This is a genomic window from Streptomyces sp. NPDC101490, assembly GCF_044767145.1.
In the GTDB taxonomy this organism is placed as follows: Bacteria; Actinomycetota; Actinomycetes; order Streptomycetales; family Streptomycetaceae; genus Streptomyces.
Genome location: NZ_JBIWNI010000009.1, coordinates 201,276 through 227,632, shown reverse-complemented (window position 1 = coordinate 227,632; position 26,357 = coordinate 201,276). Strand labels below are relative to the sequence as shown.

Here is a 26,357-nt window from a genome sequence, read left to right as displayed (position 1 = left end):
ATGTGGAGATACTTGAACCCAAGAGACTTTATGTCAACAGACCCTCTACACTGATCGTCATGGAGGACGAGGTCGACCGACTGGTCGCTGCATGGCGCCGCGAGCGCCCCGACCTCGACGTGGAACCGCTCGAGGTGCTCAGCCGCGTCTCGCGGCTCGCCCGGCACCTCGACCGCGCCCGTCGGCTCGCCTTCTCCGAGCACCAGCTGGAGCCCTGGGAGTTCGACGTCCTCACCTCCCTGCGCCGGGCCGGAGCGCCGTACCAGCTCTCCCCCGGGCAGCTCCTCACCCAGACCCTGGTCACCTCCGGCACCATGACCAACCGCATCGACCGGCTCACCAAGAAGGGCCTCGTCGAGCGGCTGCCCGACCCCAGCGACCGGCGCGGCGTCCTCGTCCGGCTCACCCCCGAGGGACGCGACCGGGCCGACGAGGCCCTCGCCGGACTCCTCGCCCAGGAGCGCGCCATCCTCGCCCAGCTCTCCCGCGCCCAGCGCGGCGAACTGGCCGCGCTGCTACGCCGGCTGACCGCCCCGTTCGACAACCTCCCCGGCTAGCTCCGGCAGCGGCGCGGGACCCACCCCGGCCCGGCGGGCCAGCGCCACCGCCGCCAGCGTCGAGTGCACACCCAGCTTCCCCAGCACGTTCTGCATATGGGTACGGACCGTGTGCGGCGACAGGAAGAGCCGCTCGGCGACCGCCTTGCGGCCGAGCCCCGCGACCATGCAGCACAGCACCTCCCGCTCGCGCGGGGTCAGCGCCTCCACCAGCCGCTCGCCGTCCGTCCGGTGCTTGCGGACCTCCGTCAGCTCCCGCAGGACCCCGGTGAGCAGCGCGGGCGGCAGATGCGTCTCGTCCCGCAGCACCCCCCGCACCACCGCCAGGAGCCGCTGGAGCGAGCAGTCCTTCGCCACCCAGCCGGAGGCCCCCGCCTGGAGCGCGAGCGCCGCCCGGTGCGGGTCGTCCTTCTCCGCGAGGACGACCGTACGGACCGCGGGCTGCACCCCGCGCACCCCCGCCACCAGCGAGATCCCGTCGACGGCGCCCTCCGCGTCGTCCGGCACCGCACGGGCCACCGAGCCCGGCGGGCCCGCGCCCAGCTCGGCGTCCACCAGCATCACGTCGAACCTGCGCCCCTCCGCCGCGCCGCGCTCCAGACAGCGCAGGGCGGCCGGACCGCTTCCCGCGGCGGCGACGTCCACATCGGGCTCCGCCGCCAGCGCGGCGGCGAGCGACTCGGCGAAGACGCGGTGGTCGTCCACCACCAGGACACGGATGCGTGCCACGGACACCCCCAAGTGTCGAGGAACGGGACCGACGCGGGCACGGCGCCGGAGGCGGGCCCGCCGATGCGCGGCCGCCGCCGTGCGTTGACTGTTACCCCCGCTTCCGGCGCCGTACCCGACCGGGTCTCGACCCCTGGGCGGCACCGGCCCCCACCGGCGCCGACCCTCAGGTTAGGGGCGGTGCGTCACGGCGGGGGCCGATTCGCGGAACTGTCCGAACTCGTGCGGACCCGTGCGGATCTCAGAGCCGGCGCGCCCCCGCCGAGGGCACGGCCGGGAAGATCCCGGGGGCCGCGTACCCGGCCCCGGCGAAAGCCCCGGTGACGGCGGTGGCGACCGCGTCCGCCCGGTCGGCGTCCACCAGGACGACGGCCGAGCCGCCGAAGCCGCCGCCGGTCATCCGGGCGCCGAGCGCCCCGGCGGCGACCGCCGTGCCGACGACGAGGTCGAGCTCGGGGCAGGAGACCCGCAGATCGTCCCGGAGGGAGGCGTGGCCCTCGGTGAGGACCGGGCCGACCGCCCGGACGTCCCCGGCGTCGAGGAGCGCGATCGTCCGCTCCACCCGCGCGTTGTCGGTGACGACGTGCCGTACGTACCGCCGGACCGTGGCGTCGGTCAGCCGTGCGAGGGCTTCGGGCAGACGCACGGCGCTCACGTCACGCAGGGCACGTGCGCCGAGCGCCCGCGCACCGGCTTCGCAACCGGCGCGCCGCTCCGCGTACGCGCCGTCCCCGAGCGCGTGCTTCACCCGGGTGTCCACGACCAGCAGCCGCAGCCCCTCGCGGGCCGGGTCGAAGGGGACCTGACGGTACGACAGGTCCCGGGTGTCCAGATGGAGCGCGTGGCCCGCCACCGCGCAGGCGGCGGCCATCTGGTCCATCACCCCGCAGGGCACGCCGACGAAGGCGTTCTCGGCGCGCTGGGCCAGCCGGGCCAGCTCGGGCCGGGAGAGCCCCAGCCCGAACAGCTCGTCCAGGGCGAGCGCGACGGCGACCTCCAGGGCCGCCGAGGACGACAGGCCCGCCCCGGTCGGCACGGTCGACGTGAGGTGCACGTCGGCGCCCGTCACCGGGTGCCCGGCCTCCCTCAGCGCCCGGACGACCCCCGCCGGGTAGGCGGCCCAGCCGCCGCCGGACAGCGGTGCGGGGGAGTCGACGGACAGCTGGACGATCCCGCCGCCGGCGTCGGCGGAGTGCAGCCGCAGCACCCCGTCGTCCCGGCGGGAGACGGCGGCGACGGTGGTGTGCGGCAGGGCCAGCGGCAGCACGAAGCCGTCGTTGAAGTCGGTGTACTCACCGATCAGGTTGACCCGCCCGGGGGCCGCCCAGACACCGTCGGGCGGGGCCCCGTAGAGCGCCTCGAACGCGGCGGCCGTGGTGGTGATGGTCACGCCCGCTCCTCTTCCCGGGCGCGGGCGAAGGCCCAGGCGTCGGCGACGACCCCGGCCAGATCGGGGCGCGACGGCGTCCAGCCGAGCCGCTCGCGGGCCGTGTCGGCGGCGGCGACGAGGACCGCCGGGTCGCCGGGGCGGCGCGGGGCGGTGATCTCGGGGACGGGGTGGCCGGTGACCTTCCGGACGGTCTCGACGACCTCGCGGACGGAGAAGCCGTTGCCGTTGCCGAGGTTGCAGACCAGGTGCTCGCCCGGCGTCATGGCGTCGAGCGCGCGGAGGTGGGCCTCCGCGAGGTCGGCGACGTGGATGTAGTCGCGGACGCAGGTGCCGTCCGGGGTGGGGTAGTCGTCGCCGTACACGGAGATCGCCTCGCGGTGGCCGAGGGCGACCTGGAGGACCAGCGGGATCAGGTGCGACTCGGGGTCGTGGCGCTCGCCGAGTCCGCCGTACGCCCCCGCCACGTTGAAGTAGCGCAGCGAGACGGCGGCCAGACCGTGGGCGGCGCACTCGCCGCCGATCATGTGGTCCACGGCCAGTTTGGTCGCCCCGTAGGGGTTGGTGGGGGCGGTCGGCGCGGTCTCGGGGATCGGCACCACGGCCGGTTCGCCGTAGGTGGCGGCGGTCGAGGAGAACACGAGCCGCCGCACCCCCGCGGTCCGCATCGCGGCCAGCAGGGCCGTACTGCCGCCGACGTTGTTCTCCCAGTACTTCTCGGGCCTCGCCACGGACTCGCCGACCTGGGAGGAGGCGGCGAAGTGCAGGACGGCGTCGTAGGAGCCGTCGAGCCAGCGTGCCGCGTCCTGGACGCGGCCCTCGACGAACTCGGCGCCCGCCGGGACGCCCTCGCGGAAGCCGGTGGAGAGGTCGTCGAGGACGGTGACCCGGTGGCCCCGCTCCAGGAGGTGGGCGGCGACGACCCCGCCCACGTAGCCGGCCCCGCCCGTCACCAGGTACTTCTTCGTCTCGTCGCTCATCTGTCGGTCGCCACTTCCCTGAGTCGTCGGGCCGCTTCCTCCGGCCGTACGTCGTTCATGAACGCGCCCATGCCGGATTCGGTGCCCGCGAGGAACTTGAGCTTCCCGGGGGCCCGCCGGACGGTGAACAGCTCCAGGTGCAGCCCGAAGTCCTCCCGCCGGGCGTCCGTGAACGGCGCCTGGTGCCAGGCGGCGATGTAGGGCGTCGGCGGCTCCCCCGGCCCGAAGATCCGGTCGAAGCGCCTCAAGAGTTCCAGGTAGACCTGTGCGCACTCTGTGCGGGCGGGCCCGTCGAGCGCGAGGAGGTCGGGGACCCGGCGGCGGGGGTACAGGTGCACCTCGTACGGCCAGTGGGCGGCGAACGGCACGAAGGCGGTCCAGTGCTCGGTCTCCAGGACGATCCGCTCGCCGTCGGCGCGTTCGCGGGCGAGGACGTCGTCGAAGAGGTTCCGGCCGGTCTCCGCCCGGTGCTCGTCGGTCCGGCGGCGGATCGCGGCCGTGCGGGGGGTCACGTAGGGGAAGCCGTAGATCTGGCCGTGCGCGTGGGGCAGGGTGACGCCGATCTCCCGGCCCCGGTTCTCGAAGCAGTAGACCTGCTCGACGCCGGGCAGGGCGGCGAGCGCGGCGGTGCGGTCGGTCCAGGCGTCGAGGACGAGGGCGGCCCGTTCCTCGGTGAGGTCGGCGAAGGAGACCGTGTGGTCGTCGGTGAAGCAGACGACCTCGCAGCGCCCGGCGCCGCCGGAGAGCGAGGGGAAGCGGTTCTCGAAGACCACCACCTCGTAGTCCTCGTCCGGGATCTCGCTCTCGTGCCCCGCGCGGGCGGGGCAGAGCGGGCAGGCGTCGGCCGGGGGGTGGTGGGTGCGGGACTGCCGGTGCGAGGCGACGGCGACCGGGTCACCGGTGAGGACGTCGATCCGGATCTCGGAGCGGGAGACGACGGGGCTGAGGGGGCGCGGGTCGACGGCGGTGCGGACGGTGTCGTCGCCCGCGTCGTAGTAGATGAGTTCGCGCCCGTCGGCGAGCGTGGTGACGGTCTTCTTCACGGGTGCCCTCCCGGGCAGATCAAACAGAACCACACACAAGGAACCACATCCGAACATCGCCGTCAACGACGGAACGACTTCCCGGCGGGCGGCGGAACACCGTGGACAACGACGGCCGGAGCCTGTCGGACCGGGCGGATGGGGTGGAGGGAGGGGGTTGGATGTGATGGATGTGATGGATGTGATGGATGTGGTGGATGCCGTGGAGGGGGCGGAGGTGGCGGAGGGAAGCGGAGGGGATGGATGAGCCGAATGGTGCGGACTCGCCGGACTCGCCGGACCCGCCGAACGCCCCGGCGCCGCCCACCCCGGAACGACCGGGAACGCCACCACCCAGCCCGGCCGCCCCGGCCCGGCCGCCCCGGCGCCGCCCGCCCCCGAAAACGGCCGGGCCCCGGGCCGCCGGACCGATCAGCGCCCGGAAGACGATCCGCGCGGTCCCGGCAGCGCCCGGTCGAGGAGGCCCGTGCGGGCCGCGAGGGCCGCCGCCTCGAGGCGCGAGCCCACCCCCAGTTTCATCAGGACCCGCTGCACGTGCGTCCGCGCCGTGCTCGGCGCGATCCCCATGCCCGCCGCGATCACCCGGGTGTCCTCCCCCTCCGCGACCCGGACCAGGACCTCCACCTCCCGCCGCGTCAGCAGCCGCAGCAGCCGCTGTCCCTCGTCGTCCGGCTGCACCGAGGGGTGCAGCAGCTCCACGAAGGCGGACCTGAGCAGCTGCGGCGCCACCGCCGTCTCCCCCGCCCGCGCCTTCACCAGGGCCCGCTCGACGCCCTCGATGCGCTCGTCGTGCCGTACGTACCCCGACGCCCCGGCCGCGAACGCCGCCGCGATCCCGCGCGGCGACGGCACGGGACCGAGCACCACCACCGCCACCTGCGGGCGCTCCCGCTTGATCCGGACGACCGGGTCGAAGACCCCCGGCGCGGCCGGTTCGGCCGTGCCCAGGAGACAGACCTCCGGCGCACGGCTCACCACCAGCTCCGCCGCGCCCGCCACCGGCGCCGCCGCCGCGAGCACCCGGTGCCCGCGCAGCTTCAGCGCCGAGGCCAGCGCCTCCGCGAGCAGGCGGTGGTCGTCCACCACCACGAGGCGTACGCCCATCCGGTCTTCCCCCAGTCCCTCCGCGCCAGCCGTCCCCCGGCAACGCCTGACCCGGCAAGGTACACGCTCCCCCGCCGCCCCTCGCCCCAACCCCGGGCACAGGCCCCCTCCAGGCGCCGAATTCCCCCGTCCCGGTGACGTACCGGGCGTCCCGGGGACGCGCGCGGGCCCCTCCGGTGGTCCGGAGGGGCCCGTGTCGGCGGTTCCCGGCGTCAGGGCGTGACGGCGAAGGAGACCACCAGGTACTTCTTCTCGGTGGCGCCCTCCCTGGGCTTGCTCACCAGGTCGTCCGCGAGGAACAGGCGCCCGTTCGCGTACAGCATCTCCGAGCCGCTGAGGCTGACGCTGTTCTCCATCTCCCGGACCGGCCGCTCGCCCGGGTTCTCCAGGAGCAGGGTCTCCTTCATCGTGCCCGCGTCGATCGACACGATCCGGCCGCCCTTGTCGTAGGGCGGCTCCTTGTACGCGATGAGGTCGCCGCCGTCCATGCGCAGCGGGACGTACGTGTACGTGTCGCCCGCGTCCGCCTTCTCCGGCAGGGTCCTGCCGGTGGTCAGGTCGAAGGCGATGATCTCGTTGGTCTCGTCGCCGTACTCGCCGCTGGAGCCCTCGTGCTCCTCGGTCGGCACGTACAGCCGCCCGCCGCCCACCAGGACGCCCTGGCAGGACTCGACCTTGGTCGAGCGGCAGCGGCCCGCGTACTGATCGGCCGGGGCGCTGATCTTCGTCTTCAGCTTGCCGGTCTTCTCGTCGATCGAGAAGAAGTCCGAGATGCCGCTGCCGTCACCGGCGGTGTCGCCGACGTCCGCCGCAACCACCAGCGGCTTGGTGGAGACCACCGAGGAGTACTTCACGCCGGTCGGCATCTTGTACTGGGAGAGGGGGGCGCCCGTCATCGGGTCGAGGTTCTGGATCGTCACGTACTGGCTGTCGTACGCGCCGCACCGGCGGACCGCGACCAGGCCTTCGCCGCCCCCGTACCCCAGGTCGCTGCAGTCGCTGGGCTGCGGCTTCCAGCGCGGGTTGCCGTTGGCGATGTCGAAGGCGGCTCCGCCGTCGATGCCCCCGGCGGCGACCGTCCGGCCGCTGAGCGTGACCTCGCCGAAGCGGAGCTTGGCGTCCCCGGCGGTGCCGCCGGTGACCGAGGTCGACCAGAGCAGTTTGCCGGTGTCCAGGTCGACCACACCGACCTCGGTGCACGCCTCGTAGTAGCGCGGCGCGGTCCGCTTCTTCGCCTCGAAGAGGATCGCCGTCGTGTTCTGCGCGGTCTGGTGCCGGGACGCGCCGCAGACGTGACCGGTCAGCGGGAGCGTCCACCGGACCGAGCCCTTGGCCGGGTCGTAGCCGACGAGCGAGTTGAACCCGGTCTTCACATAGGTCTTGTCGGTGAGCCAGGAACCGGACATGTCGGTGACGTCCGGGACCCTGGGGACCTCGACCGAGAAGGCCAGCTTCGAGCGGGTGTCCGCGGACGGCTTCTCCTTGCCGTCGCCACCGGGGCCGTTGCCGCCGCCCTTCCCGCCGTCGGTGCCCTGCGAGGTGCCACCCGCGTCCTTGGCCCGCTCGTCCTTGCCGCCGCCACCGTCGGAGTTGGCGTACCAGATGCCGCCGCCGACGATGAGGACGACGGCGACGGCCGCCGCGATGACGATCTGGAGCTGCGCCGAGAGCTTCCGGCGACCGCCACCCGGCGCCGGGGGCTGGGCCTGGGCTTGGGGCTGGCCGTACGCCTGCTGGGGCTGGGTCGGATAGCCGTACGACGGCTGCGGCTGGGGCGGCTGCCCGTAGGGGGGCTGAGTCGGCTGCCCGTACGGGGACTGGGCCGGCTGCCCGTACGGGGGAGGCTGCTGCCCGTACGGGGCCTGGGGCGGCTGACCGTAGGGAGGCTGGCCGTACGAGGACGGGTCGTGGCCCTGCGGCGGCTGCGCCGGGTAGCCGTGACCGGTGTCCGGCTGTCGCGGGTATCCGTAGCCGGGGCCGGGCTGCGGGGGCTGCTGGGGCGGGTAGCCGTACGGCTGCTCCGGGCCCGGCGCGTGCTGCGGATAGCCGTAGCCGGGCTCCTGCGGCGGGGGCGTCGGGGCGCCGAAGCCGCCTTGCGGGTCCGGGGGCTGGTTCGGCGGCGGGGGTGGCTGCGTCATCGGTCCTCGTACCTCACTTGCTGAACGCCATCATCGTCTTGACCAGCTTCTCTTCCGTGTCGTTCGAGGCGGAGACCCGGCCGCTGGCCACGACGAAGGTGCCGTCGCCGTACGCGTATCCCGGACTGTAGAAGGTGGTCTCGATCTCGGAGGCCGACTCCGGGTGCTTGAGCAGCATCTTCGGCGCGCCGCCGGTCGGGGCGAGGGTGGCGACCCCGCCGCCCCGCTGGAACCCGGCCTTCACGTACAGCAGGACCTCGGAGCCCTCCATGCCCAGCGGGATGACGGCCTGCTCGCTGGGGGACTTGGCGCGCCACTTGGGCTTGCCGGTGCTCAGGTCGAAGGCGACGACCTCGTTCCCGGTGCGGTAGCCGCTCTCGGTGGCCATGTAGAGGGTGTTCGCGTCGGCCGCGACTCCGGTGCAGCCGTCCAGGTTGCGGCCGAAGACGACGAAGCCGCCGCCGCACGAGGGGGCGAACTTGTCCTTGCCGCCCTGGATCTGCGAGCGCAGCGAGCCGTTGGGGGCGAGGGCGAAGACCGTCCACTTCTTCTGCTCGCGCTGGGTGGCGGAGACCACCAGCGGGTCGACCGAGTAGATCTTGTCGACCTCCCAGTCGGGCTGGAGCTTGAAGGTGAACTTCGGCTTGCCGGTGGCCGGGTCGACCGGGCCGACCGCCTGGATCTTCTTGCCGCCGCTGCCGGAGGAGCAGTCCATGGCGGAGATCAGCCTGCTGCCGCCCGCGTAGGCGAAGGGCTTGCAGCCGGTGGTGGGGGCGGTGAACAGCTGCCGTCCGTCGGCGAGCGAGAAGCCGTAGGCGCTGCTGGTGCCCGCGACGGTCAGCGTGCCGCCGCTGATGGCCAGGGTGTTGTCGGAGAACGCGAAGAGGCCCTTGGGCTTCGGCACGTCCTTCTTCCAGCCCGCCTTGCCGGTCTTCAGGTCGATCTGCTGGAGCGCGGTGCACTTGGCGCCGTCCTTGGCGCTCTCCGCGTGGGCGAAGACCATCAGGCCGTCGGCCGAGGGCTTCGAGGGGGCGGCGCACAGCTTGAACGGGAGGTCGACGTGCCACTTCACGGAGCCGTCGGCCAGGCTGTAGCCGTCGACGCCCTTGTACATGGCCTTGACGACGGTGTCGCCGACGATCCACGGGCCGAACACGTCGGAGCCGTTGCGGGGCAGGTCCACGTCGTTCTTGAGCAGCCAGGAGACCTTGGACTCGCCGTCCTTGCGGCCCGCGTTGAGGTCCTCCTCGCCGTTGGACCCGTCGCCCGAACCGTCGCCCTTGTCCACGGACTCCGACGGCTTCGGCGTGACGGGGGACGAGGCGGAGGCGGGCGGTGCGGCGACCGGTGCCTTCTCGTCCCCGCCGCCGACGACGGCCCAGATGGCGACGGCGGCCACCAGGACGGCCCCGGCGGCCACGGCGGCGACGACACCGGTCCGGCCCTTCAGGGCCCCGCCGCCACCGGTGGGCGGCGGTGGGGTCGGAGCGCCCGGGTACATCGGCTGGGTGGGCTGCCCCCCGTAGGGGTTCTGCTGCTGCCCGTAGGGGTTCTGGGGCTGCCCGTAGGGGCCCGGCTGCTGCCCGTAGGCGCCGGGCTGCCCCTGCTGCGGGTAGCCGTACGGGGGCTGCTGGCCGTAGGGACCCGGCTGGCCCTGCTGCGGGTAGCCGTACCCCGGCTGCTGCCCGTAGGGGCCGGGCGCGGCGGGCGGCGGGGTCCCGGGCGGACCGGCGGGCGGCGGCGGGGTCCCCGGCGCCTGCGGCGGAACGGGCGGCACACCCGGCGGCGGAGCCTGCCCGTAACCCGGGGTCTGCCCGTAACCCGGAGCCTGCCCGTAGCCCGGGGCCTGTCCCTGGCCCTGGTCCGGGTCCTGGGGGGCGCCGAAGCCCGGCGGCTGATTGCTGGGCGGCTGGGTCATCTACGGTTCCCCCTAGGCGTGAGCGACGTGTCTTTCTACCACTCACGCGATGGCGCAAAAGCGACCGGTCCGCCCCTTGTACCCAAGGGAGGACCGGCCTGTGATGCCCTCGTTATGCGTCCTCGGCCAGTTCGAGCCAGCGCATCTCCAGCTCGTCGCGCTCGCCCACGAGTTCGCGGAGCTCCGCGTCGAGCTTCGCCACCAGCTCGAAGTCGGTGGCGTTCTCCGCGATCCGGGCGTGCAGCTTCGTCTCCTTGTCGGAGACCTTGCCGAGCTGCCGCTCGACCTTCTGCAGCTCCTTCTTCGCGGCGCGGGCGTCGGCGGCGGAGACCCCCGGCTTCTGCTGCGCGGGCGCGGCGGCCGACGCCGGGACGGCGTTCTCCGTCATCGTCCGGCGCCGCTCCAGGTACTCGTCGATGCCGCGCGGCAGCATCCGCAGGGCCCGGTCGCCGAGCAGCGCGAACGTCCGGTCGGTGGTGCGCTCCAGGAAGAACCGGTCGTGGGAGATGACGACCATGGAGCCCGGCCAGCCGTCGAGGAGGTCCTCCAGCTGGGTCAGGGTCTCGATGTCGAGGTCGTTGGTGGGCTCGTCGAGGAAGAGGACGTTCGGCTCGTCCATGAGGAGCCGCAGCACCTGGAGGCGGCGGCGCTCACCGCCGGACAGGTCGCCGACCGGCGTCCACTGCTTCTCCTTGCCGAAGCCGAACTGCTCGCACAGCTGCCCGGCCGTCATCTCACGGCCCTTGCCGAGGTCCACCCGGTCGCGGATCTGCTGGACGGCCTCCAGGACGCGCAGGCTGCCGGGGAGTTCGGTGACGTCCTGGGAGAGGTACGCGAGCCGGACGGTCTTGCCGACCGTGACGGTGCCCGCCGAGGGCTGGATCTCGCCCCGGCTGGCGGCGGCGTCGGCGAGCACCCGCAGGAGGGAGGTCTTGCCCGCGCCGTTGACGCCGACGAGTCCGACGCGGTCACCGGGGCCGAGCTGCCAGGTGAGGTGCTGGAGGAGGGTCTTGGGACCGGCGGTGACGGTCACGTCCTCCAGGTCGAAGACGGTCTTGCCGAGCCGGGCGTTGGCGAACTTCATCAGCTCGGAGGTGTCGCGCGGCGGCGGCACGTCGGCGATCAGTTCGTTGGCCGCCTCGATGCGGTAGCGCGGCTTGGAGGTGCGGGCGGGGGCGCCGCGCCGCAGCCAGGCCAGCTCCTTGCGCATCAGGTTCTGCCGCTTGGACTCCTCCGTGGCGGCGATCCGCTCCCGCTCGGCCCGCGCGAAGACGTAGTCGCTGTAGCCGCCCTCGTACTCGTGCACCGCGCCGCGCTGCACGTCCCACATACGGGTGCAGACCTGGTCGAGGAACCAGCGGTCGTGGGTGACGCAGACGAGCGCGGACCGGCGCTCCTGGAGGTGCTTGGCCAGCCAGGCGATGCCCTCGACGTCGAGGTGGTTGGTGGGCTCGTCCAGGACGAGGAGGTCCTGGTCGTCGATGAGGAGCTTGGCGAGGGCGATGCGGCGGCGCTCACCGCCGGACAGCGGGCCGATGACGGTGTCCAGGCCGTTCTCGAAGCCGGGCAGGTCGAGCCCGCCGAACAGACCGGTGAGCACGTCGCGGATCTTGGCGCTGCCCGCCCACTCGTGGTCGGCCATGACCCCGATGACCTCGTGCCGGATGGTGGCCCCGGGGTCGAGCGAGTCGTGCTGGGTGAGGACTCCCAGGCGCAGTCCGCCGCTGTGGGTGACCCGGCCGGTGTCGGCCTCCTCCAGCTTGGCGAGCATCCGGATGAGGGTGGTCTTGCCGTCGCCGTTGCGGCCGACGACCCCGATCCGTTCCCCTTCGGAGACGCCGAGCGAGACCCCGTCGAGGAGGGCACGGGTGCCGTAGACCTTGCTGACGGCCTCGACATTGACCAGGTTGACGGCCACGTTGACTCCTGTACGGGATGATCGATCGACATCCCAGGGTACGTCCCCGCGCGGCCCCCGCCGGGCGCCCGTCGTCAGGCCCCCGGCGAGCGGTCCGCTGTTTCCCCGCCGGTACGGTGCCGGGCGGCCCGGCCGTCCGGCAGGGCGCGGCTACTCGGCCGGGCTCTGAGCGGCGGGGCCGGGTGCCCCGCGCTGGGCGCGCCACTCCCGCCAGCTGCGCCGGGCCTGCACGGCGTAGTGGACGCAGGCCAGGGCGAGGACGGCGAGGAACACGACGTACCGGACACCGTCGGCGTGGGGTTCCGTGACGAAGGCGATGCCGATGACGAGGCCGCACAGCACCAGCACCGTCTCGGCGACGGCCCTCGGCAGCGGACGGTTCCTCTTCGTCATCTCCGTACCCTCACACACCTCCCGTGCGCCCCTCGCGGACGCACGGTCCCATGGTGACACGGGGCCGACGGGGAAGAACCGGCCGGGGGGGCGCCCCACCGGCCGGTTCGGGCCCGGGCGGACCGGGCCCGGCGGGTCAGTCCGTGAGGACGGTCGCGCCCGGCGCCGGGGACGTCGCCGTCCGGGCCGTGCGGCAGGTGCCCGAGGCGATCAGGGCGGCGGCGACCGCGTCGGCGGCCTCCGCGTCCTTCACCAGGAACGCCGTCGTCGGGCCCGAGCCGGAGACCAGGGCCGCGAGGGCGCCCGCCGCCGTGCCCGCCGCCAGGGTCTCCGCGAGGGACGGACGCAGCGAGAGCGCCGCCGCCTGGAGGTCGTTGGCGAGGTGGTCGGCGAGGGCCGTGGTGTCACCGGCGACCAGGGCGTCCAGGAGCACCGCCGGAGCGGCCGGGACGGGCACCTCGACGCCCTCGGTGAGCCGGTCGAACTCGCCGTACACCGCCGGGGTCGACAGACCGCCGTCGGCGAGGGCGAACACCCAGTGGAAGGTGCCGCCGACCGGCAGCTCCCCCAGCCGCTCGCCGCGGCCGGTGCCGAGCGCGGCCCCGCCGACCAGGCTGAAGGGGACGTCGCTGCCGAGTTCGGCGCAGATCTCCAGGAGCGTCTCGCGCGGGGTGTCCAGGCCCCACAGCGCGTCACAGGCGAGCAGGGCGCCCGCGCCGTCCGCGCTGCCGCCCGCCATGCCGCCCGCGACCGGGATGTCCTTGGCGATGTGCAGGTGCACGTCGGGGGAGATGCCGTGCCGGGCCGCGAGGAGTTCGGCGGCGCGGGCGGCGAGGTTGCTGCGGTCCAGCGGCACCTTGTCGGCGTCCGGGCCCGAGCAGGTGACCGTGAGTTCCGCGGCGGGGGTGGCGGTGACCTCGTCGTGGAGGGAGACCGCGAGGAAGACGTTGGCCAGGTCGTGGAAGCCGTCGGGGCGGGCCGCGCCGACCGCGAGCCGCACGTTGACCTTGGCGGGGACGCGGACGGTGACGGCCGCCGGGGAGCCGTCCGGGCCGGTCGCCCGCCCGGCGTCGTCCCGGGCCGTGACCGGCTCCGTACCGCCGCTCACGCCTTGGCCTCCGCGATCCGGGCGAACTCCTCCACGGTGAGCGCCTCGCCGCGGGCCTGCGGCGAGATACCGGCCTTCACCAGGGCGTCCTCGGCGGCGGCGGGCGAGCCCGCCCAGCCGGAGAGGGCGGCGCGGAGGGTCTTGCGGCGCTGGGCGAAGGCCGCGTCGACGACCGCGAAGACCTCCTGCCGGGTGGCGGTGGTGGCCACCGGCTCGGTGCGGCGCACCAGGGAGACCAGGCCGGAGTCGACGTTCGGCGCGGGCCAGAAGACGTTGCGGCCGATGGAGCCGGCGCGCTTGACCTGCGCGTACCAGTTGGCCTTGACCGAGGGCACGCCGTACACCTTGTTGCCGGGGCCCGCGGCGAGCCGGTCGGCGACCTCCGCCTGCACCATGACGAGGGTCCGCTCGATGGTCGGGAACCGCTCCAGCATGTGCAGCAGGACCGGCACGGCCACGTTGTACGGCAGGTTCGCGACGAGCGCGGTGGGCGCGGGGCCCGGCAGCTCCTGGACCTGCATCGCGTCGGAGTGGACGAGCGCGAAGCGGTCGGCGCGCGCGGGCATCCGGGCGGCGATCGTGGCGGGCAGCGCGGCGGCGAGGACGTCGTCGATCTCGACGGCCGTCACCCGGTCCGCGGCCTCCAGGAGGGCCAGGGTGAGGGAGCCGAGGCCCGGCCCCACCTCCACGACCACGTCGTCGGGCCGTACCCCGGCCGTGCGGACGATCCGCCGGACGGTGTTGGCGTCGATGACGAAGTTCTGGCCCTTCTGCTTCGTGGGGCGCACGCCGAGGACGGCGGCCAGCTCACGGATGTCGGCGGGGCCGAGGAGGGCGTCGGGGCTTTCGGGGCCGGTGGTGGTGCTCACCGGTACAGCCTACGGCTCACCGGTACAGCCTCCGGCCGCAATGGGGCCAGGGACCCGCCCCGCGCCGCACGTACAGCTTCTTCGCCCGGTACGTCTGCTCGGCGGCGGGCGCGTCCTGCGCGGTGCCGGTGCCGCCGAGCGAGCGCCAGGTGCCGGGGTCGAACTGGTAGAGCCCGCCGTACGTCCCCGAGGGGTCGACCGCGTCCGGACGGCCACCGGACTCGCAGGCCGCGAGGGCCGCCCAGTCGAGTCCGTCGGCTCCCGCGACGGAGGTGGGCAGCGGCCGGGTGCCGACCCTGACCAGGCTGCCGACCGGTTCGCGGACGATCTCCTCGCCGGTCCTGCGGGGCTTCTGCCGGACGCCGTCGACGGTCCGCAGGCTGTACGTGACCCGGCGGACCCCGGTGACGCCCCGCCGTTCGACGACCTCGGTCCCGGCGAACAGCTCCGGGTCGCGGATCCGCTCGACGGCGTACGGCACGGTCTCCTCGCGGACCTGCTGGGAGCCGGTGATCCGCAGCACGTTCACGGTCTGGCCGTCGCGCGGGAAGGAGCCGGGGGCGACGGAGGTGGCGTCCTGCCCGGAGAGGGTGATCCCCGCCTCGGCGAGCGCCTCGCCGACGGTGGCGGCGTTCGTCCGGACGGTCCGCTCGCGTCCGTCGGCGAGGAAGGTGACGCTCCGCTCGGTCCGCACGTCGAGCGCGAGGCCCTGCCGGGAGATCGTGGCGCCCCGGGAGACCGACAGGTGGGCGCCCTCCGCGCGGACCCCGAGCTGGCGCAGCGCGCCCTCGACGGTACGGGCGGTGGTCCACACCTGGCGGCGCTGGCCGTCGAGGGTGAGGGAGACCGGTCTGCCGTAGCGGACGACGATCTCGTCGCCGCCCGCCAGGGTCTGGCCGGGGGCGGGCGCGACGATGTCGTGGTCGCCGACGGTGAGGCCCTCCTCGGCGAGGAGTTCCCCGACGTCGTCGGCGAAGGTGTGGAAGGCGCGCGGGACGCCGTCCACGGAGAGCAGGACGGGCTTGTCGTCGGCGACGAAGGCGCTGGTGCCGCCAGCGAGGAAGGCGACGACGAGGACCTGCGGGACGAGTCTGCGCAGGCTCCCCCCGGCGGACCCGGCGGACCCGGTGGCCTTCCGGCGGCGAGCGGCCCGCCGTGCGCCGGTACGGGGCCCTGGGACAGCGGGGACAGCGGGGACGGCGGGGGCAGGGGCGGGGAGCGGTGCCGTGGAGGTCGGCGGTACGTGGACCGGCGGGGGCGCGGCACCCCGCCGTCCGGCGCGGTGACTGCCCTGGGAAGTGCTCACGAGGCCGGGACCCTAGAGCCCCGGACCGACACCTTCCGTCACGACGCGGACACTTCCCGTAATCGTTATGGATCGGTAGTGATCCGGGGCCGTGGACCGGTGGCGGTCAGCGGCCGTGGACCGGTCGCGACCCGGGGCCGTGGGCGTAGATCAGCGGTGGTCCGGGGCCGGGGCCGTGGGTCAGCGGTGATCCCGGACCCGGATCAACGGTGATCCACGGCCGTGGACCGGTCGTGGTCAGTAGTCGAAGGCGCGGGCCGTGTTCGCGGCGACGGCCCCGGCCATCTCCTCCTCGCCGATGCCGCGCACCTCCGCCATCGCCCGGAGCGTCACGGGGATCAGGTACGGGGCGTTCGGGCGGCCCCGGTAGGGCGCCGGGGTGAGGAAGGGCGCGTCGGTCTCGACGAGGACGAGCTCCAGCGGGGCAACCGCGAGCGCGTCCCGCAGGTGCTGGGCGTTCTTGAAGGTGACGTTGCCCGCGAAGGACATGTAGTAGCCCTTGGCGGCGCAGATCTCGGCCATGGCCGCGTCACCGGAGTAGCAGTGGAAGACGGTCCGCTCGGGCGCGCCCTCCTCGTCCAGGACCCGCAGCACATCGGCGTGGGCATCCCGGTCGTGGATGACGAGCGCCTTCCCGTGCCGCTTGGCGATCTCGATGTGGGCCCGGAAGGAACGCTCCTGCGCGGCGATGCCCTCGGGACCCGTACGGAAGAAGTCGAGGCCGGTCTCGCCGACCCCCCGTACGTACGGGAGGGCGGCGAGCCGGTCGATCTCGCCGAGCGCGTCGTCGAGGGCCGCTTCGCCGCCGCCCTCCCTGACGCCCTGCCTCGCCAGGCCCTCGGGGTCCCCCAGGACGATCCTCGGCGCCTCGTTCGGGTGCAGGGCGACCGCCGCGTGCACCCGCTCGTGGGCGGCGGCGGTCTCCGCCGCCCACCGGGAGCCCTTCACGTCGCACCCCACCTGCACCACCGTGGTCACGCCGACGGCGGCGGCCTTGACGAGGGCCTCCTCGACGGTGCCGGACTGCAGGTCCAGATGGGTGTGCGAGTCCGCGACCTCCACCAGGAGGGGTTCGGGAAGCGGCGGCGGGGCGTCCTTGGCACTCATGCCCCGATCGTACGAGGCTCGGGCGCGGCCCCGCGCGGGGTTACTGGTGGCGCCGGAACGGGTGCAGGAGGTCCGAGAGGTGCCAGTGGTGCGGCACCGGGGGGTCGCCCTCGGTCAGTTCCTGTCCGATGGGCCCGGCGGGACCGACCGGCCGGGTCTCCTTGGACCCCCGCCGGTGCTTCTCCGTCGCGGCGATCAGGTCGAGCACGGACGACACCTGCCCCGCGCGCATGATGCGGACGACGTGGCCCCCGCAGTTCATGCAGGTGGGACTGGACAGCGGGGACGGGACCCGCTCCCCCTCTGCCTTGTAGACGACGAACGCGTGGCCGGACGCGTCCACGTGGTGCTCTATGTCGTACGCCTGCTCCCAGCCGTACCCGCAGCGCATGCAGGCGAAGGCGTACGCCTCGTGGGCGACGGATATGCCGGTACCGGTGACCTCACTCATGCCAGCTCCTCTCCACTGATCAGTGGACGCCTTTTCCGGCCGGAGCGCATCAGGGTGAGGCGAACCATGGAAGGCTTTTGGCCCTTCCCTTGCCAAGTGCCCCGCGGAGTGAGCCGGTGCGGCTTTTCCCTTTGCTTTTCAGGTTAGTCCTTTACCTTTTCCGGGGGCCGGGGCAGCCGCGTTCTTTGCCGCCACGACGGCGTCGAAGACTTCCCGCTTGGGCAGTCCCGCCTCGGCCGCGACGGCCGCGATGGCCTCCTTGCGGCGCTCGCCCGCGTCCTCGCGCACCTGGACCCTGCGCACCAGTTCCTCCGCGTCGAGCTCGGCGGGGCCGGTCTCCGGGGCGCCCTCCACGACGACGGTGATCTCTCCCCGTACGCCTTCCGCGGCCCAGGCGGCGAGCTCGGCCAGCGGGCCCCGCCTGACCTCCTCGTAGGTCTTGGTCAGCTCGCGGCAGACGGCGGCCCGCCGGTCGGCGCCGAAGACCTCGGCCATCGCGGCGAGCGTGTCGTCGAGCCGGTGCGGGGCCTCGAAGTAGACGAGGGTCCGCCGCTCGTCCGCGACCTCCCTCAGCCGTCCGAGCCGCTCGCCCGCCTTCCTCGGCAGGAAGCCCTCGAAGCAGAAGCGGTCCACGGGCAGGCCGGAGAGGGCCAGCGCGGTGAGCACCGCGGACGGCCCGGGGACGGCCGTCACCTTGATGTCCTGCTCGACGGCGGCGGCCACCAGGCGATAGCCGGGGTCGGACACGGACGGCATCCCCGCGTCGGTCACGAGCAGCACCCGGGCGCCCCCGACCAGCGCTTCGACCAGCTCCGGCGTCCGGGCGGACTCGTTCCCCTCGAAGTAGGAGACGACCCGGCCCGAGGTGTGGATGCCCAGGGCGCGCGTCAGTCCGCGCAGCCTCCGGGTGTCCTCGGCGGCCACGATGTCCGCGTTCTCCAGTTCGGTGGCGAGTCGGGGCGGAGCGTCCGCGATGTCACCGATGGGGGTCCCTGCGAGTACCAGCGTTCCTGTCACACGGACCATCCTCCCAGCCCGGACGGGCGACGCGCACAGGCGCGTTCCCTACGATGGCGCGGTGACCAGTACCGCACCCGAGGCCCTGGAGGGCCGGCACTCCGTGGCAGAGCCCTCTTCATGGCAGCGGCGGCTGCGGCGTTTCGGCTACGAGCCGCCCGCCGGACGCGCCGCACCCATCGGGCTGCGGGAGCGGCTCGTCCCCCCGTACACCCGTCCCTCGCCGGGCCTCACGGCGCTGCTCGGGCTCTCCCCCGAGCGGGCCGAGCGTCTCTGGCGGTGGGCCGCCTGGGGCGGTCCGCTCCTGGTCACGGCCGTCGCGGGGCTGCTGAGGTTCTGGAACCTCGGCAAGCCGCACGCGGTGATATTCGACGAGACGTACTACGCCAAGGACTCCTGGGCCCTGATCAACCAGGGGTACGAGGGGGCGTGGCCGAAGGACATCGACAAGACGATCCTCAGTGATCCGGGCGCGGTGCTGATCCCCACCGACCCGGGCTATGTCGTCCACCCGCCGATGGGCAAGTGGATGATCGGCCTCGGCGAGAAGATGTTCGGCTTCGAACCGTTCGGCTGGCGCTTCATGGTGGCGCTGCTCGGCACCCTGTCGGTGCTGCTGCTCTGCCGGATCGGCCGCCGGATGTTCCGCTCGACGTTCCTGGGCTGTCTGGCGGGGCTGCTGCTCGCCGTCGACGGGCTGCACTTCGTGATGAGCCGCACCGCGCTCCTCGACCAGGTGCTGATGTTCTTCGTGCTCGCCTCCTTCGGCTGTCTGGTCCTGGACCGGGACTGGGCCAGGCGACGGCTGGCGGGCGCGCTGCCCGAGGACGAGGAGGGGGTGCTGCGGCCCGACGCGGAGATCGCGGAGACCCTGCGCCTGGGGTGGCGGCCGTGGCGGATCGCCGCCGGGGTGATGCTGGGCCTGGCCGCCGCCACCAAGTGGAACGGGCTGTACGTCATGGTGGCCTTCGGCCTGATGACGGTGTTGTGGGACGTCGGCGGGCGCCGGACGGCCGGGGCGGTCCGCCCGTACCTCGCGGTGCTCAGGAAGGACGTCGTCCCGGCGTTCGTGTCCGTGGTGCCGGTGGCGCTGGTCACCTATCTGGTGACCTGGACCGGCTGGCTGGTCAGCGACAAGGGCTACTTCCGGCACTGGGCGGCCGACCAGGACAAGCTGTACGGCGGCGGCACCTGGGGCTGGCTGCCGGAGTGGCTGCGCAGCCTGTGGCACTACGAGTCCGAGGTGTACACCTTCCACGTGGGGCTCACCTCGCCCCACACGTACCAGTCGAACCCCTGGTCCTGGATCGTCCTGGGCCGTCCCGTCTCCTACTTCTACGAGTCCCCCGCGCCCGGCACCAACGGCTGTCCCGCCGACGCCCGGGAGAAGTGCGCGCAGGAGGTCCTGGCCCTCGGCACCCCGATCCTGTGGTGGGCCGCCTGCTTCGCGATCCTGTACGTGCTGTGGCGCTGGGCCTTCCGCCGCGACTGGCGCGCGGGGGCCATCGCCTGTGGTGTCGCGGCGGGCTGGGTCCCGTGGTTCCTCTACCAGGAACGCACCATCTTCCTTTTCTACGCGGTGGTGTTCGTGCCTTTCCTGTGTCTGGCGGTGGCGATGATGCTGGGCGCGATCATCGGCCCCGCGGGTTCATCGGAAAGACGCCGCACATTCGGTGCGGTGGCCGCGGGATGCCTTGTGCTCCTCATCATCTGGAATTTCATTTATTTCTGGCCGATCTACACCGGAACCCCGATTCCACTGGACCAATGGCGTCATCGGATGTGGCTCGACACGTGGGTGTGACGGATGTCCCGGTGAACGCGCCGGACGTCGTGACGAAAGCCCCGGCGGACGTGACGTAGGCCGCCCGGTCCTGCTCGACTTTTCCTCCCCTTGACTGATTGACTCATGGGCCGAACGGGGAGGGGAGGCGCAGCCATGCGCAGCGGAGTGAAGGTGGCGGTCGTCGGGGGCGTGTTCGTCGTCGTCGCGGGCGGGGTCGGATACGGGGGCTGGAACCTCTGGAACGGGGTCACCGGCGGGGACAGGACGGTCGGTGTCCGGGCCGGTGATACGCCGAAGACGGGGCCGGTCACCGCCGAGGAGACCACCGCCACCGCCCGGGAGTTCCTGGCCGCGTGGGCGGCGGGCGAGTCCGACCGGGCCGCGCAGCTGACCGACGACCCGGTCACGGCGGGCCCCGCGCTCCTGTCGTACGAGGAGGGCGCCAAGGTCGCCCGGTCGGTGATCACCCCGGGGAGTCCGACGGGGACGAAGGTGCCGTTCACCGTACGGGCCACGGTCACGTACGACGGTGTCAGCAAGGACCTGTCGTACGCCTCCCAGCTGACCGTGGTGCGGGGGAAGTCCACCGGACGGCCGCTGGTGAAGTGGGCGCCGGCCGTGCTCCACCCCCGGTTCACCGCCGGTGCCAGTCTGCGCACCGGCACCGCGAAGACCGCCTCCGTGAAGGCCGTCGACCGTGCGGGCGTCGAGCTGACCGCCGCCAAGTACCCCTCGCTGGGGCCGGTCCTGGACGCGCTGCGCCAGCGGTACGGCTCGAAGGTGGACGGCACCACCGGGATCGAAACCTGGATCGACTCGGGCAGCGAGACCGTCCCCGACACCACCCTCCTCGTCCTGAAGAAGGGGAAGCCGGGCGTCCTGAGGACCACCATCGACGCGGGCGTGCAGGCGGCGGCGGAGAAGGCGGTCAAGGGGTACGGGCAGGCGGCGGTGGCCGCGGTCGAACCGTCGACCGGTGCGATACGGGCGGTCGCCAACAACCCGTCCGGTGGCTTCAACACGGCCTTCGAGGGGGCGCAGGCCCCCGGCTCCACGATGAAGATCGTCACGGCGGCGATGATGCTGCAGCACGGTCTGGCGACGCCCGGCGGCACGGTGGAGTGTCCGGCGACCGTGGCGTGGGACGGCTACACCTTCCAGAACCTCGACCGCTTCAAGATCGACGGCGGGACCCTCACCGACGCCTTCCGCCGCTCCTGCAACACCACTTTCATCAAGGCGATCGTCCCCCTCAACAAGAAGGGGATCGAGGGGACCGCGCTCGGCGACACCGCCCGCGATTCCTTCGGCATAGGGCTCGACTGGCAGGTCGGCGTGCGGGCTTCGGACGGCAGCGTCCCCGCGTCGGAGTCGACCGAGACGGCCGCCTCGTACATCGGCCAGGGCAAGATCACGATGAGTGCCCTGAACGTGGCCTCGCTCTCCGCGACCGTGAAGAACGGTGGCTTCCGCCAGCCGTACCTGGTGGCGCGGGAGGTCGACGACCGGCCGTTCGCCACCGCCGACCCGCTCTCCTCCGGGGTCGCCTCGGGGCTCCGCCGGATGATGAACGCGGCGGCGACGAACGGCACGGCGGCGGAGGCGATGACCGGGGTCTCCTCCCCCAAGGGCGCGAAGACCGGTTCGGCGGAGGTCGGCGACCAGGCCACCTCCAACAGCTGGTTCACCGGCTACTCGGGGGACCTCGCGGCGGCGGCGGTCGTCCAGTCGGGCGGCCACGGCGGCGACTCGGCGGGCAAGGTGGTCGCGGGCGTACTGAAGGCGGGGTGAGCCGCCGGACGCGATGACCCCGCGCGTGGGGAGCGGGCGACGGGGGCGGTCCCGCCGCCCGCCGCCCCGCCTCAGCGGAGGTCCCGCCGGTCGTCGTCGGTCACCACCGGGGCGGCGGGCACGATCAGGCGGCGGCGGCGCAGGACGCTGGCGTAAACGACGGTTCCGATGAAGCCGACGACCATCAGGATCAGCCCCACCAGATCGAGGTTCACCCCGTCGAGCTCCCAGTCGGTGGCGAAGGTGAGGATGGCTCCGACGGCGATCAGGATGATGCAGGCTCCGAGGCCCATGGTGTTCCCTCCCTGGTGTCGGTTCGGACCCCACCCGGGTACCCCGGTCCCGGGCTTTCACCCCCGGCGCGGCGCGGACCCCCGCCGGGGTCCCGGTACCGAGGGCCGGAAGTCGGTCGCGTGTCCCGTACACCGACCGCTACGGTGCGGGCCATGAGCGCTGAGAGCACCGGGGGCCCCGAGAGCCCCGAGCACACCCCCGAGTCCGCCGCCCACCCCCGGTTCGCCGCCGCCTTGCGGGAGTTGGGCCTCGACGTCGAGGTCCGCCGCTTCCCGGACGCGACGAGGACCGCCCAGCAGGCGGCCGACGCGATCGGCTGCCGGGTCTCCGAGATCGCCAAGTCCCTGATCTTCTCGGCCGACGGGGTGCCCGTCCTCGTCCTGATGGACGGCGCCTCACGGGTGGACGTGGAGCGGGTGCGTCAGGAGCTGGGCGCGCGGGAGGTGACCCGCGCCGACGCGAAGGCGGTCCGGGAGACCACGGGGTACGCGATCGGGGGCGTCCCGCCGTTCGGGCACCTCGTGCGGACCCGGGTGCTCGCCGACCGGGGGCTGCTCGACCACGCCCTGGTGTGGGCGGCGGCGGGCACCCCGCACACGGTCTTCGCGCTGGACCCGAAGTCCCTGGTCGCCCACGCGGGCGCCACACTGGTGGACGTGCGCGAGACGACGGCGTGACACCGCTCGTCACCCTCGCGGTCCTCGCCGCCGCGGTCACCCACGCGAGCTGGAACGCGATCGCGCACCACATCAAGGACCAACTGCTCTCGTTCACCCTGATATCCGGCGGCGGCACGCTGATCGGCCTGGCCCTGCTCCCGTTCGTCCCGCTCCCGGCGGCGGAGGCGTGGCCGTACCTGCTGGTGTCGGCGGCGCTGCACATCGGCTACATGGCGCTGCTGATGCGCTCGTTCACGCTGGGCGACTTCGGGCAGATGTACCCGATCGCGCGGGGGACGGCGCCGCTGGTGGTGACCGCGCTCGCGGCGCTCTTCCTCCACGAGGTCCCGGACGGACGGCAGTTGCTGGGCGTGGCGGTGGCGTGCGCGGGTCTGACGGGCCTGGCGCTGTGGGGCGTCCGGGGCGGGGACGGCGGCCCGCGGTGGCCGGCGCTGCTCGCGGCGGGCGCGACGGGCCTGTCGATCGCGCTGTACACGGTCGTGGACGGCGTCGGCGTCCGCGCCTCGGGCACCCCGCTCGGCTACATCGCGTGGCTGATGATCCTGGAGGGCCTGGCGATCCCGGCGTACGCCCTGTGGACCCGCCGGACGGCCCTGCTCCCCCAGCTCCGCCCGTACGCGGCCCGGGGCCTCCTGGGCGCGGTCCTCTCGGTCGCCGCCTACGGCCTGGCCCTGTGGGCCCAGACGAAGGCCCCCCTGGCCCCGGTGGCGGCCCTCCGCGAGTCCTCGATCATCGTCGGCGCGGCCCTGGGCACCCTCCTCTTCAAGGAACGCTTCGGCGCGGCGCGCCTGGCGGCGGCGACGGTGATGGCGGTGGGGATAGGGCTGATGCTGACGGCGGGGTGAGTGGGGGTGTGGTGCCGGGCCCTCGGAACCCGGCACCAACGGTCGACTCCTGACGCTTACGCGCCGGCCGGAGGCGACTCCTCAGACGGCCTCACCGGCTCTCCTGTGAGATCCAAGCCCGCCAAAGCGCTCGGGATGTCGTCATACGCGCCCCAGCCGTAAGCCATCTGTGGATCGGCGAAAGCGGACGGTGCGTCACCTACCCAGGACTCGACTGGTGAATCGGCAGACCTGTCTGCGTGATCCATATGCTATTCCTCCCCAAAGATGGACGAATGAGGGTGACTTCGACGCTGGCTCATCGCTTGAGATACATAGTGAGCGCCACCCAGACAGCGACGGAGAGAGTCAGCGCGGGGACCAGCTCGGGATACGACACCGCGACCAATGCCACGATGGCAGCTCCGAGCGTGGCAATGATGACGTGCTCGACAGGCATAACGGTTACTCCCTCGTTCGCGACTCGTACCGGCGTTCAGCCGGGTACGAGCCGAACAATGCAGCGCCGAGGGGTTAGCCACGCAAGTAGCTCTTGACCTGCGATTCTTCGGGAAACTGCGTGCTGCCGTGGCGCCGCATCGCCTGCGCCAGTCCTCGACACCACGTATCAGCGAGGTGACCCATGAGCACCCACGCCCCGGTCACACTTCGTCTCGTCCATCGTTGACGGACAGCTCGGCCCACACTGATTTGCCGGGGCCGTTCCGTTCGCCGACACCCCACTTCACGGCGAGCGCCTCAACCAAGGGCAGCCCCCGCCCTCCCTCCGCTCCGTCGACCGGAAGAGATGCGAGAGGCCGTTTCTCCGAGGCGTCGTGGACTTCGATGCGAAGGGTGCCCTTCGTCCGAATGAACCGCGTTTCGATCTCCCGGCCTCGTACTCGGCCATGACGCAACCCGTTCGTCAGCAGCTCCGACAAGACCAGGCAGGCCGCGTCCTCAACCGGGGTCCACCCCCACCGCTCCAGCACTTGCCGTAATTCCCGTCGGGCCAATGGCACACTCTTGGTGATCTGCGGCCAGCGCAGTACGACTTCACGCCCTTCCGACGCCCTCGGCAGAGCGGCATCCCGGCCGCCTTCCCCCTGTGGGTCAGCCGCAACTTCGACAGGAATGGCAGCGGCCTCACGGCAGGGTCGCGACAGACTGAGGGAAGGATCGTTCACGTTGACGCTCCTCGAAGCGTTGGCAGTACCCCCGCATCCAGTCACGAAGGCATGATCGTCACCCAACAAGATCCCTCACTGTCCTAGGACTGTGAGAGATAAAGGCAACAGTGGCCCACAGTCCCAAGACTGTCAACAGTCCTGGGACTGTGTTTGACTGGAGCGACGAAAGGAGCGGATGTGGCGCCCAAGTGGCGGGAACTGGCAGACAAACTGGCCGAGCGCATCAGAAGCGGTGAGTACGCCGCCGGTCAGCGGCTTCCGCACATCAGGGAGCTCGTGGAAGCGGGTGAGGGCTCGAAGTCCACCGTCCACGCCGCCTACAAGGCCCTGGAAGCGAAGGGTCTGGTGACCTCGTCGCGTGGGCACGGCACTGTCGTACGACCGCAACAGCCCCTGAAGAGGCTCGGCATCACCCGGTACGACAAAGCCAAATGGCGCGATGGCGACGAAGTCGCGTTCATCGCCGACCGCGTCGCGTCGGGACAGACTTACAAGCGTGGGGAACAGACCCAGACGGTTGCCCGCACGATAGCGTCCGAGGTCGTGGCTGCCGGGCTCGGCGTACCCGAAGGTTCCGAGGTCTACGAAAGGGCCCGACTGGTCAAGGAAGGCGGGCAACCGACGCACAGCCTGACCAGCTATTACCGCCCCGAACACGTTGAAGGAACCCGGCTTGTCGACCCGACCCCCGGGCCTGCCGGACGGGGCGGCGGTTTCCGGGTGCTCTACGACGCGGGGTACGAGATCGACCATATGCGCGAGGAGTTGAAGGCCCGGACGGCCTCCCCTGAGGAGACCGCACAGCTGCGGCTCGCGCCAGGGGAATGGGTGGTGGAGCTGCACCGGACCACGTACATGGCGGACGGCACCGTCGTGGAGTTCGCCATCGGCGTCCACGCGGCCACGCGCTTCGCGTGGACCTACGAGTTCCAGGTTCCCGACAGCGCACGGAAAGAGACCCCATGATCCCCGGCGACCTCCGGGCCGACGCCCAACTGCTCTGGGACTTTCAGCGGATGGGGCACGCGCCCCGGGCGTGTTCCGTGGTGGTCGGGCTCGGGAGTCATGATCTCGGGGTCGCCGATGTCGCCGTGTCGTTGTACCGGGGCGGGTTCGCGCCGCTGCTCGTCTTCACCGGGGCCACCAGTGCCACCACCCGGGAGCGGATGCCCCGGGGCGAGGCCGTGCACTACCGGGAGCGGGCCCTCGCGCTCGGTGTGCCCGGGGACGTCGTGCTCGTCGAGACCCGGGCCCGGAACACCGGGGAGAACCTCCGCTTCTCCCGCGAACTCCTCACCGCGCGCGGGGTGGACGTGACCTCCGTCCTCCTCGTCAGCAAGCCCTACGAGGAGCGGCGGGCGTACGCGACCGCCCTGTGCGCCTGGCCCGGGGTCGACGTCGTCTGCACCTCCTCACCGCTGGCGCTCGACGCGTACGCCGAGGAGATCGGGGACGTACGGCTCGTGCTCGACATGCTCGTCGGGGCCGTGCAACGGCTGATCGTCTACCCCGCCCGGGGGTTCATGGCCGAGCAGGACGTCCCCCCGGCCGTCGCCGACGCCTATCGGCGGCTGCGCGACCGGGGGTTCACCGGGCGGCTCGTGCCCGAATCCGTGTGAGGGCCACGGGGTGGGAGCGGGGAGGGCGGGGCCGGGAGGACACCCCCCGCCCCCGGCAGTCGGGTGCGGGCGTTCCCCGGTCGGCTCCGGGACCCAGGTCCCGGCCGGATCCTGGGCGCCGGAGCGCCGGAGGCGCCGGTACAGGACC

Annotated in this window: 25 protein-coding genes; 7 read left to right on the top strand and 18 right to left on the bottom strand. The window is 72.8% G+C overall.

The features are described 5' to 3' along the window. The first annotated feature begins 59 nt into the window (after positions 1 to 59). The gene (locus tag ACIRQY_RS19775) at positions 60 to 557 is read left to right on the top strand and encodes a MarR family transcriptional regulator (RefSeq protein ID WP_366443269.1); all 498 of its coding nucleotides are present in this window, start codon (positions 60 to 62) and stop codon (positions 555 to 557) included. Here the strand turns inward: ACIRQY_RS19775 and ACIRQY_RS19770 are convergent. The 15 genes from ACIRQY_RS19770 to rsmI all read right to left on the bottom strand — a co-directional run bounded on the left by ACIRQY_RS19770 (position 516) and on the right by rsmI (position 18,034). Then, positions 516 to 1,286: a response regulator transcription factor gene (locus ACIRQY_RS19770; protein WP_351786806.1), complete on the bottom strand. Its 771-nt coding sequence runs from the start codon at positions 1,284 to 1,286 to the stop codon at positions 516 to 518. The two genes, ACIRQY_RS19775 and ACIRQY_RS19770, sit on opposite strands and share 42 nt — an antisense overlap. Positions 1,287 to 1,527: 241 nt before the next feature. Beyond that, entirely contained in the window at positions 1,528 to 2,676 is a 1,149-nt protein-coding gene (gene galK / locus ACIRQY_RS19765; protein WP_403927298.1) for a galactokinase, read from the bottom strand. Beyond that, positions 2,673 to 3,653 (bottom strand): UDP-glucose 4-epimerase GalE, encoded by a 981-nt coding sequence (gene galE / locus ACIRQY_RS19760; protein ID WP_403927296.1) that lies wholly within the window; start codon positions 3,651 to 3,653, stop codon positions 2,673 to 2,675. Before galE ends, galK begins: the two co-directional genes overlap by 4 nt. Next, positions 3,650 to 4,696, bottom strand: coding sequence for a galactose-1-phosphate uridylyltransferase (gene galT, locus ACIRQY_RS19755; protein ID WP_351786797.1), 1,047 nt, complete (start codon positions 4,694 to 4,696; stop codon positions 3,650 to 3,652). Before galT ends, galE begins: the two co-directional genes overlap by 4 nt. A gap of 411 nt (positions 4,697 to 5,107) precedes the next feature. After that, positions 5,108 to 5,800 (bottom strand): LuxR C-terminal-related transcriptional regulator, encoded by a 693-nt coding sequence (locus ACIRQY_RS19750; RefSeq protein WP_351786794.1) that lies wholly within the window; start codon positions 5,798 to 5,800, stop codon positions 5,108 to 5,110. Positions 5,801 to 6,012: 212 nt separating this feature from the next. Continuing rightward, on the bottom strand, positions 6,013 to 7,938 hold the full coding sequence (locus tag ACIRQY_RS19745) for a PQQ-binding-like beta-propeller repeat protein (protein ID WP_403927292.1): 1,926 nt from the start codon (positions 7,936 to 7,938) through the stop codon (positions 6,013 to 6,015). 13 nt (positions 7,939 to 7,951) lie between these two features. Then, positions 7,952 to 9,856, bottom strand: a complete 1,905-nt coding sequence (locus tag ACIRQY_RS19740; protein ID WP_403927290.1) for a PQQ-binding-like beta-propeller repeat protein — start codon at positions 9,854 to 9,856, stop codon at positions 7,952 to 7,954. Positions 9,857 to 9,968: 112 nt separating this feature from the next. Beyond that, the gene (locus tag ACIRQY_RS19735; protein WP_403927288.1) at positions 9,969 to 11,774 is read right to left on the bottom strand and encodes an ABC-F family ATP-binding cassette domain-containing protein; all 1,806 of its coding nucleotides are present in this window, start codon (positions 11,772 to 11,774) and stop codon (positions 9,969 to 9,971) included. A gap of 150 nt (positions 11,775 to 11,924) precedes the next feature. Continuing rightward, positions 11,925 to 12,167, bottom strand: a complete 243-nt coding sequence (locus ACIRQY_RS19730; RefSeq protein ID WP_403927286.1) for a hypothetical protein — start codon at positions 12,165 to 12,167, stop codon at positions 11,925 to 11,927. 136 nt (positions 12,168 to 12,303) lie between these two features. Next, the gene (locus ACIRQY_RS19725; protein ID WP_403927283.1) at positions 12,304 to 13,275 is read right to left on the bottom strand and encodes a 4-(cytidine 5'-diphospho)-2-C-methyl-D-erythritol kinase; all 972 of its coding nucleotides are present in this window, start codon (positions 13,273 to 13,275) and stop codon (positions 12,304 to 12,306) included. Then, a complete protein-coding gene (gene rsmA / locus ACIRQY_RS19720) occupies positions 13,272 to 14,144 on the bottom strand; it encodes a 16S rRNA (adenine(1518)-N(6)/adenine(1519)-N(6))-dimethyltransferase RsmA (protein WP_351786776.1) in 873 nt (290 codons plus the stop codon). Before rsmA ends, ACIRQY_RS19725 begins: the two co-directional genes overlap by 4 nt. 16 nt (positions 14,145 to 14,160) lie before the next feature. Next, positions 14,161 to 15,450, bottom strand: coding sequence for a ubiquitin-like domain-containing protein (locus tag ACIRQY_RS19715; RefSeq protein WP_403927280.1), 1,290 nt, complete (start codon positions 15,448 to 15,450; stop codon positions 14,161 to 14,163). A 237-nt stretch (positions 15,451 to 15,687) separates the two neighbouring features. Beyond that, positions 15,688 to 16,557, bottom strand: a complete 870-nt coding sequence (locus tag ACIRQY_RS19710) for a TatD family hydrolase (RefSeq protein WP_403927277.1) — start codon at positions 16,555 to 16,557, stop codon at positions 15,688 to 15,690. Between the two features lie 40 nt (positions 16,558 to 16,597). Beyond that, a complete protein-coding gene (locus ACIRQY_RS19705; protein WP_351786767.1) occupies positions 16,598 to 17,008 on the bottom strand; it encodes a hypothetical protein in 411 nt (136 codons plus the stop codon). A 138-nt stretch (positions 17,009 to 17,146) separates the two neighbouring features. After that, a complete protein-coding gene (gene rsmI / locus ACIRQY_RS19700) occupies positions 17,147 to 18,034 on the bottom strand; it encodes a 16S rRNA (cytidine(1402)-2'-O)-methyltransferase (protein ID WP_351786764.1) in 888 nt (295 codons plus the stop codon). 52 nt (positions 18,035 to 18,086) lie between these two features. On the opposite strand from rsmI, the gene ACIRQY_RS19695 reads away from it, so the two are divergent. Then, positions 18,087 to 19,829, top strand: a complete 1,743-nt coding sequence (locus ACIRQY_RS19695) for a dolichyl-phosphate-mannose--protein mannosyltransferase (RefSeq protein ID WP_403927274.1) — start codon at positions 18,087 to 18,089, stop codon at positions 19,827 to 19,829. Positions 19,830 to 19,964: 135 nt separating this feature from the next. Further along, positions 19,965 to 21,602 (top strand): penicillin-binding transpeptidase domain-containing protein, encoded by a 1,638-nt coding sequence (locus ACIRQY_RS19690; protein ID WP_403927272.1) that lies wholly within the window; start codon positions 19,965 to 19,967, stop codon positions 21,600 to 21,602. 71 nt (positions 21,603 to 21,673) lie between these two features. Here ACIRQY_RS19690 and ACIRQY_RS19685 read toward each other — a convergent pair whose 3' ends face one another. Next, positions 21,674 to 21,895 carry a DUF6458 family protein gene (locus ACIRQY_RS19685; protein WP_403927269.1) on the bottom strand — a complete coding sequence of 74 codons (222 nt, stop codon included), beginning with the start codon at positions 21,893 to 21,895 and terminating at the stop codon, positions 21,674 to 21,676. Between the two features lie 153 nt (positions 21,896 to 22,048). Here ACIRQY_RS19685 and ACIRQY_RS19680 point away from each other — a divergent pair, with 153 nt between their 5' ends. Both ACIRQY_RS19680 and ACIRQY_RS19675 read left to right on the top strand, forming a co-directional pair. Continuing rightward, positions 22,049 to 22,573 (top strand): YbaK/EbsC family protein, encoded by a 525-nt coding sequence (locus tag ACIRQY_RS19680; protein ID WP_403927267.1) that lies wholly within the window; start codon positions 22,049 to 22,051, stop codon positions 22,571 to 22,573. Continuing rightward, on the top strand, positions 22,570 to 23,421 hold the full coding sequence (locus ACIRQY_RS19675; RefSeq protein ID WP_403927264.1) for an EamA family transporter: 852 nt from the start codon (positions 22,570 to 22,572) through the stop codon (positions 23,419 to 23,421). Before ACIRQY_RS19680 ends, ACIRQY_RS19675 begins: the two co-directional genes overlap by 4 nt. 298 nt (positions 23,422 to 23,719) lie before the next feature. Here the strand turns inward: ACIRQY_RS19675 and ACIRQY_RS19670 are convergent, their stop codons facing one another. Beyond that, positions 23,720 to 23,860, bottom strand: a complete 141-nt coding sequence (locus tag ACIRQY_RS19670; RefSeq protein WP_403927261.1) for a hypothetical protein — start codon at positions 23,858 to 23,860, stop codon at positions 23,720 to 23,722. 202 nt (positions 23,861 to 24,062) lie between these two features. Then, a complete protein-coding gene (locus ACIRQY_RS19665; RefSeq protein ID WP_403927334.1) occupies positions 24,063 to 24,422 on the bottom strand; it encodes an ATP-binding protein in 360 nt (119 codons plus the stop codon). 345 nt (positions 24,423 to 24,767) lie between these two features. Here ACIRQY_RS19665 and ACIRQY_RS19660 point away from each other — a divergent pair, with 345 nt between their 5' ends. After that, complete coding sequence (locus tag ACIRQY_RS19660) at positions 24,768 to 25,556, top strand: GntR family transcriptional regulator (RefSeq protein ID WP_403927259.1); 789 nt, start codon at positions 24,768 to 24,770, stop codon at positions 25,554 to 25,556. Then, entirely contained in the window at positions 25,553 to 26,209 is a 657-nt protein-coding gene (locus ACIRQY_RS19655) for a YdcF family protein (RefSeq protein WP_403927256.1), read from the top strand. The genes ACIRQY_RS19660 and ACIRQY_RS19655 overlap by 4 nt, the downstream gene beginning before the upstream one ends. Positions 26,210 to 26,357 lie beyond the last annotated feature (148 nt).

Coding starts and splice junctions, on each gene's coding strand:
- ACIRQY_RS19775 (WP_366443269.1), top strand. CDS start 60: ATGGAGGACGAGGTCGACCGACTGGTCGCTGCATGGCGCCGCGAGCGC.
- galE (WP_403927296.1), bottom strand. CDS start 3,653: ATGAGCGACGAGACGAAGAAGTACCTGGTGACGGGCGGGGCCGGCTAC.
- ACIRQY_RS19750 (WP_351786794.1), bottom strand. CDS start 5,800: ATGGGCGTACGCCTCGTGGTGGTGGACGACCACCGCCTGCTCGCGGAG.
- ACIRQY_RS19745 (WP_403927292.1), bottom strand. CDS start 7,938: ATGACGCAGCCACCCCCGCCGCCGAACCAGCCCCCGGACCCGCAAGGC.
- ACIRQY_RS19740 (WP_403927290.1), bottom strand. CDS start 9,856: ATGACCCAGCCGCCCAGCAATCAGCCGCCGGGCTTCGGCGCCCCCCAG.
- ACIRQY_RS19730 (WP_403927286.1), bottom strand. CDS start 12,167: ATGACGAAGAGGAACCGTCCGCTGCCGAGGGCCGTCGCCGAGACGGTG.
- ACIRQY_RS19710 (WP_403927277.1), bottom strand. CDS start 16,557: ATGAGTGCCAAGGACGCCCCGCCGCCGCTTCCCGAACCCCTCCTGGTG.
- ACIRQY_RS19705 (WP_351786767.1), bottom strand. CDS start 17,008: ATGAGTGAGGTCACCGGTACCGGCATATCCGTCGCCCACGAGGCGTAC.
- rsmI (WP_351786764.1), bottom strand. CDS start 18,034: ATGGTCCGTGTGACAGGAACGCTGGTACTCGCAGGGACCCCCATCGGT.
- ACIRQY_RS19690 (WP_403927272.1), top strand. CDS start 19,965: ATGCGCAGCGGAGTGAAGGTGGCGGTCGTCGGGGGCGTGTTCGTCGTC.
- ACIRQY_RS19685 (WP_403927269.1), bottom strand. CDS start 21,895: ATGGGCCTCGGAGCCTGCATCATCCTGATCGCCGTCGGAGCCATCCTC.
- ACIRQY_RS19680 (WP_403927267.1), top strand. CDS start 22,049: ATGAGCGCTGAGAGCACCGGGGGCCCCGAGAGCCCCGAGCACACCCCC.
- ACIRQY_RS19670 (WP_403927261.1), bottom strand. CDS start 23,860: ATGCCTGTCGAGCACGTCATCATTGCCACGCTCGGAGCTGCCATCGTG.
- ACIRQY_RS19655 (WP_403927256.1), top strand. CDS start 25,553: ATGATCCCCGGCGACCTCCGGGCCGACGCCCAACTGCTCTGGGACTTT.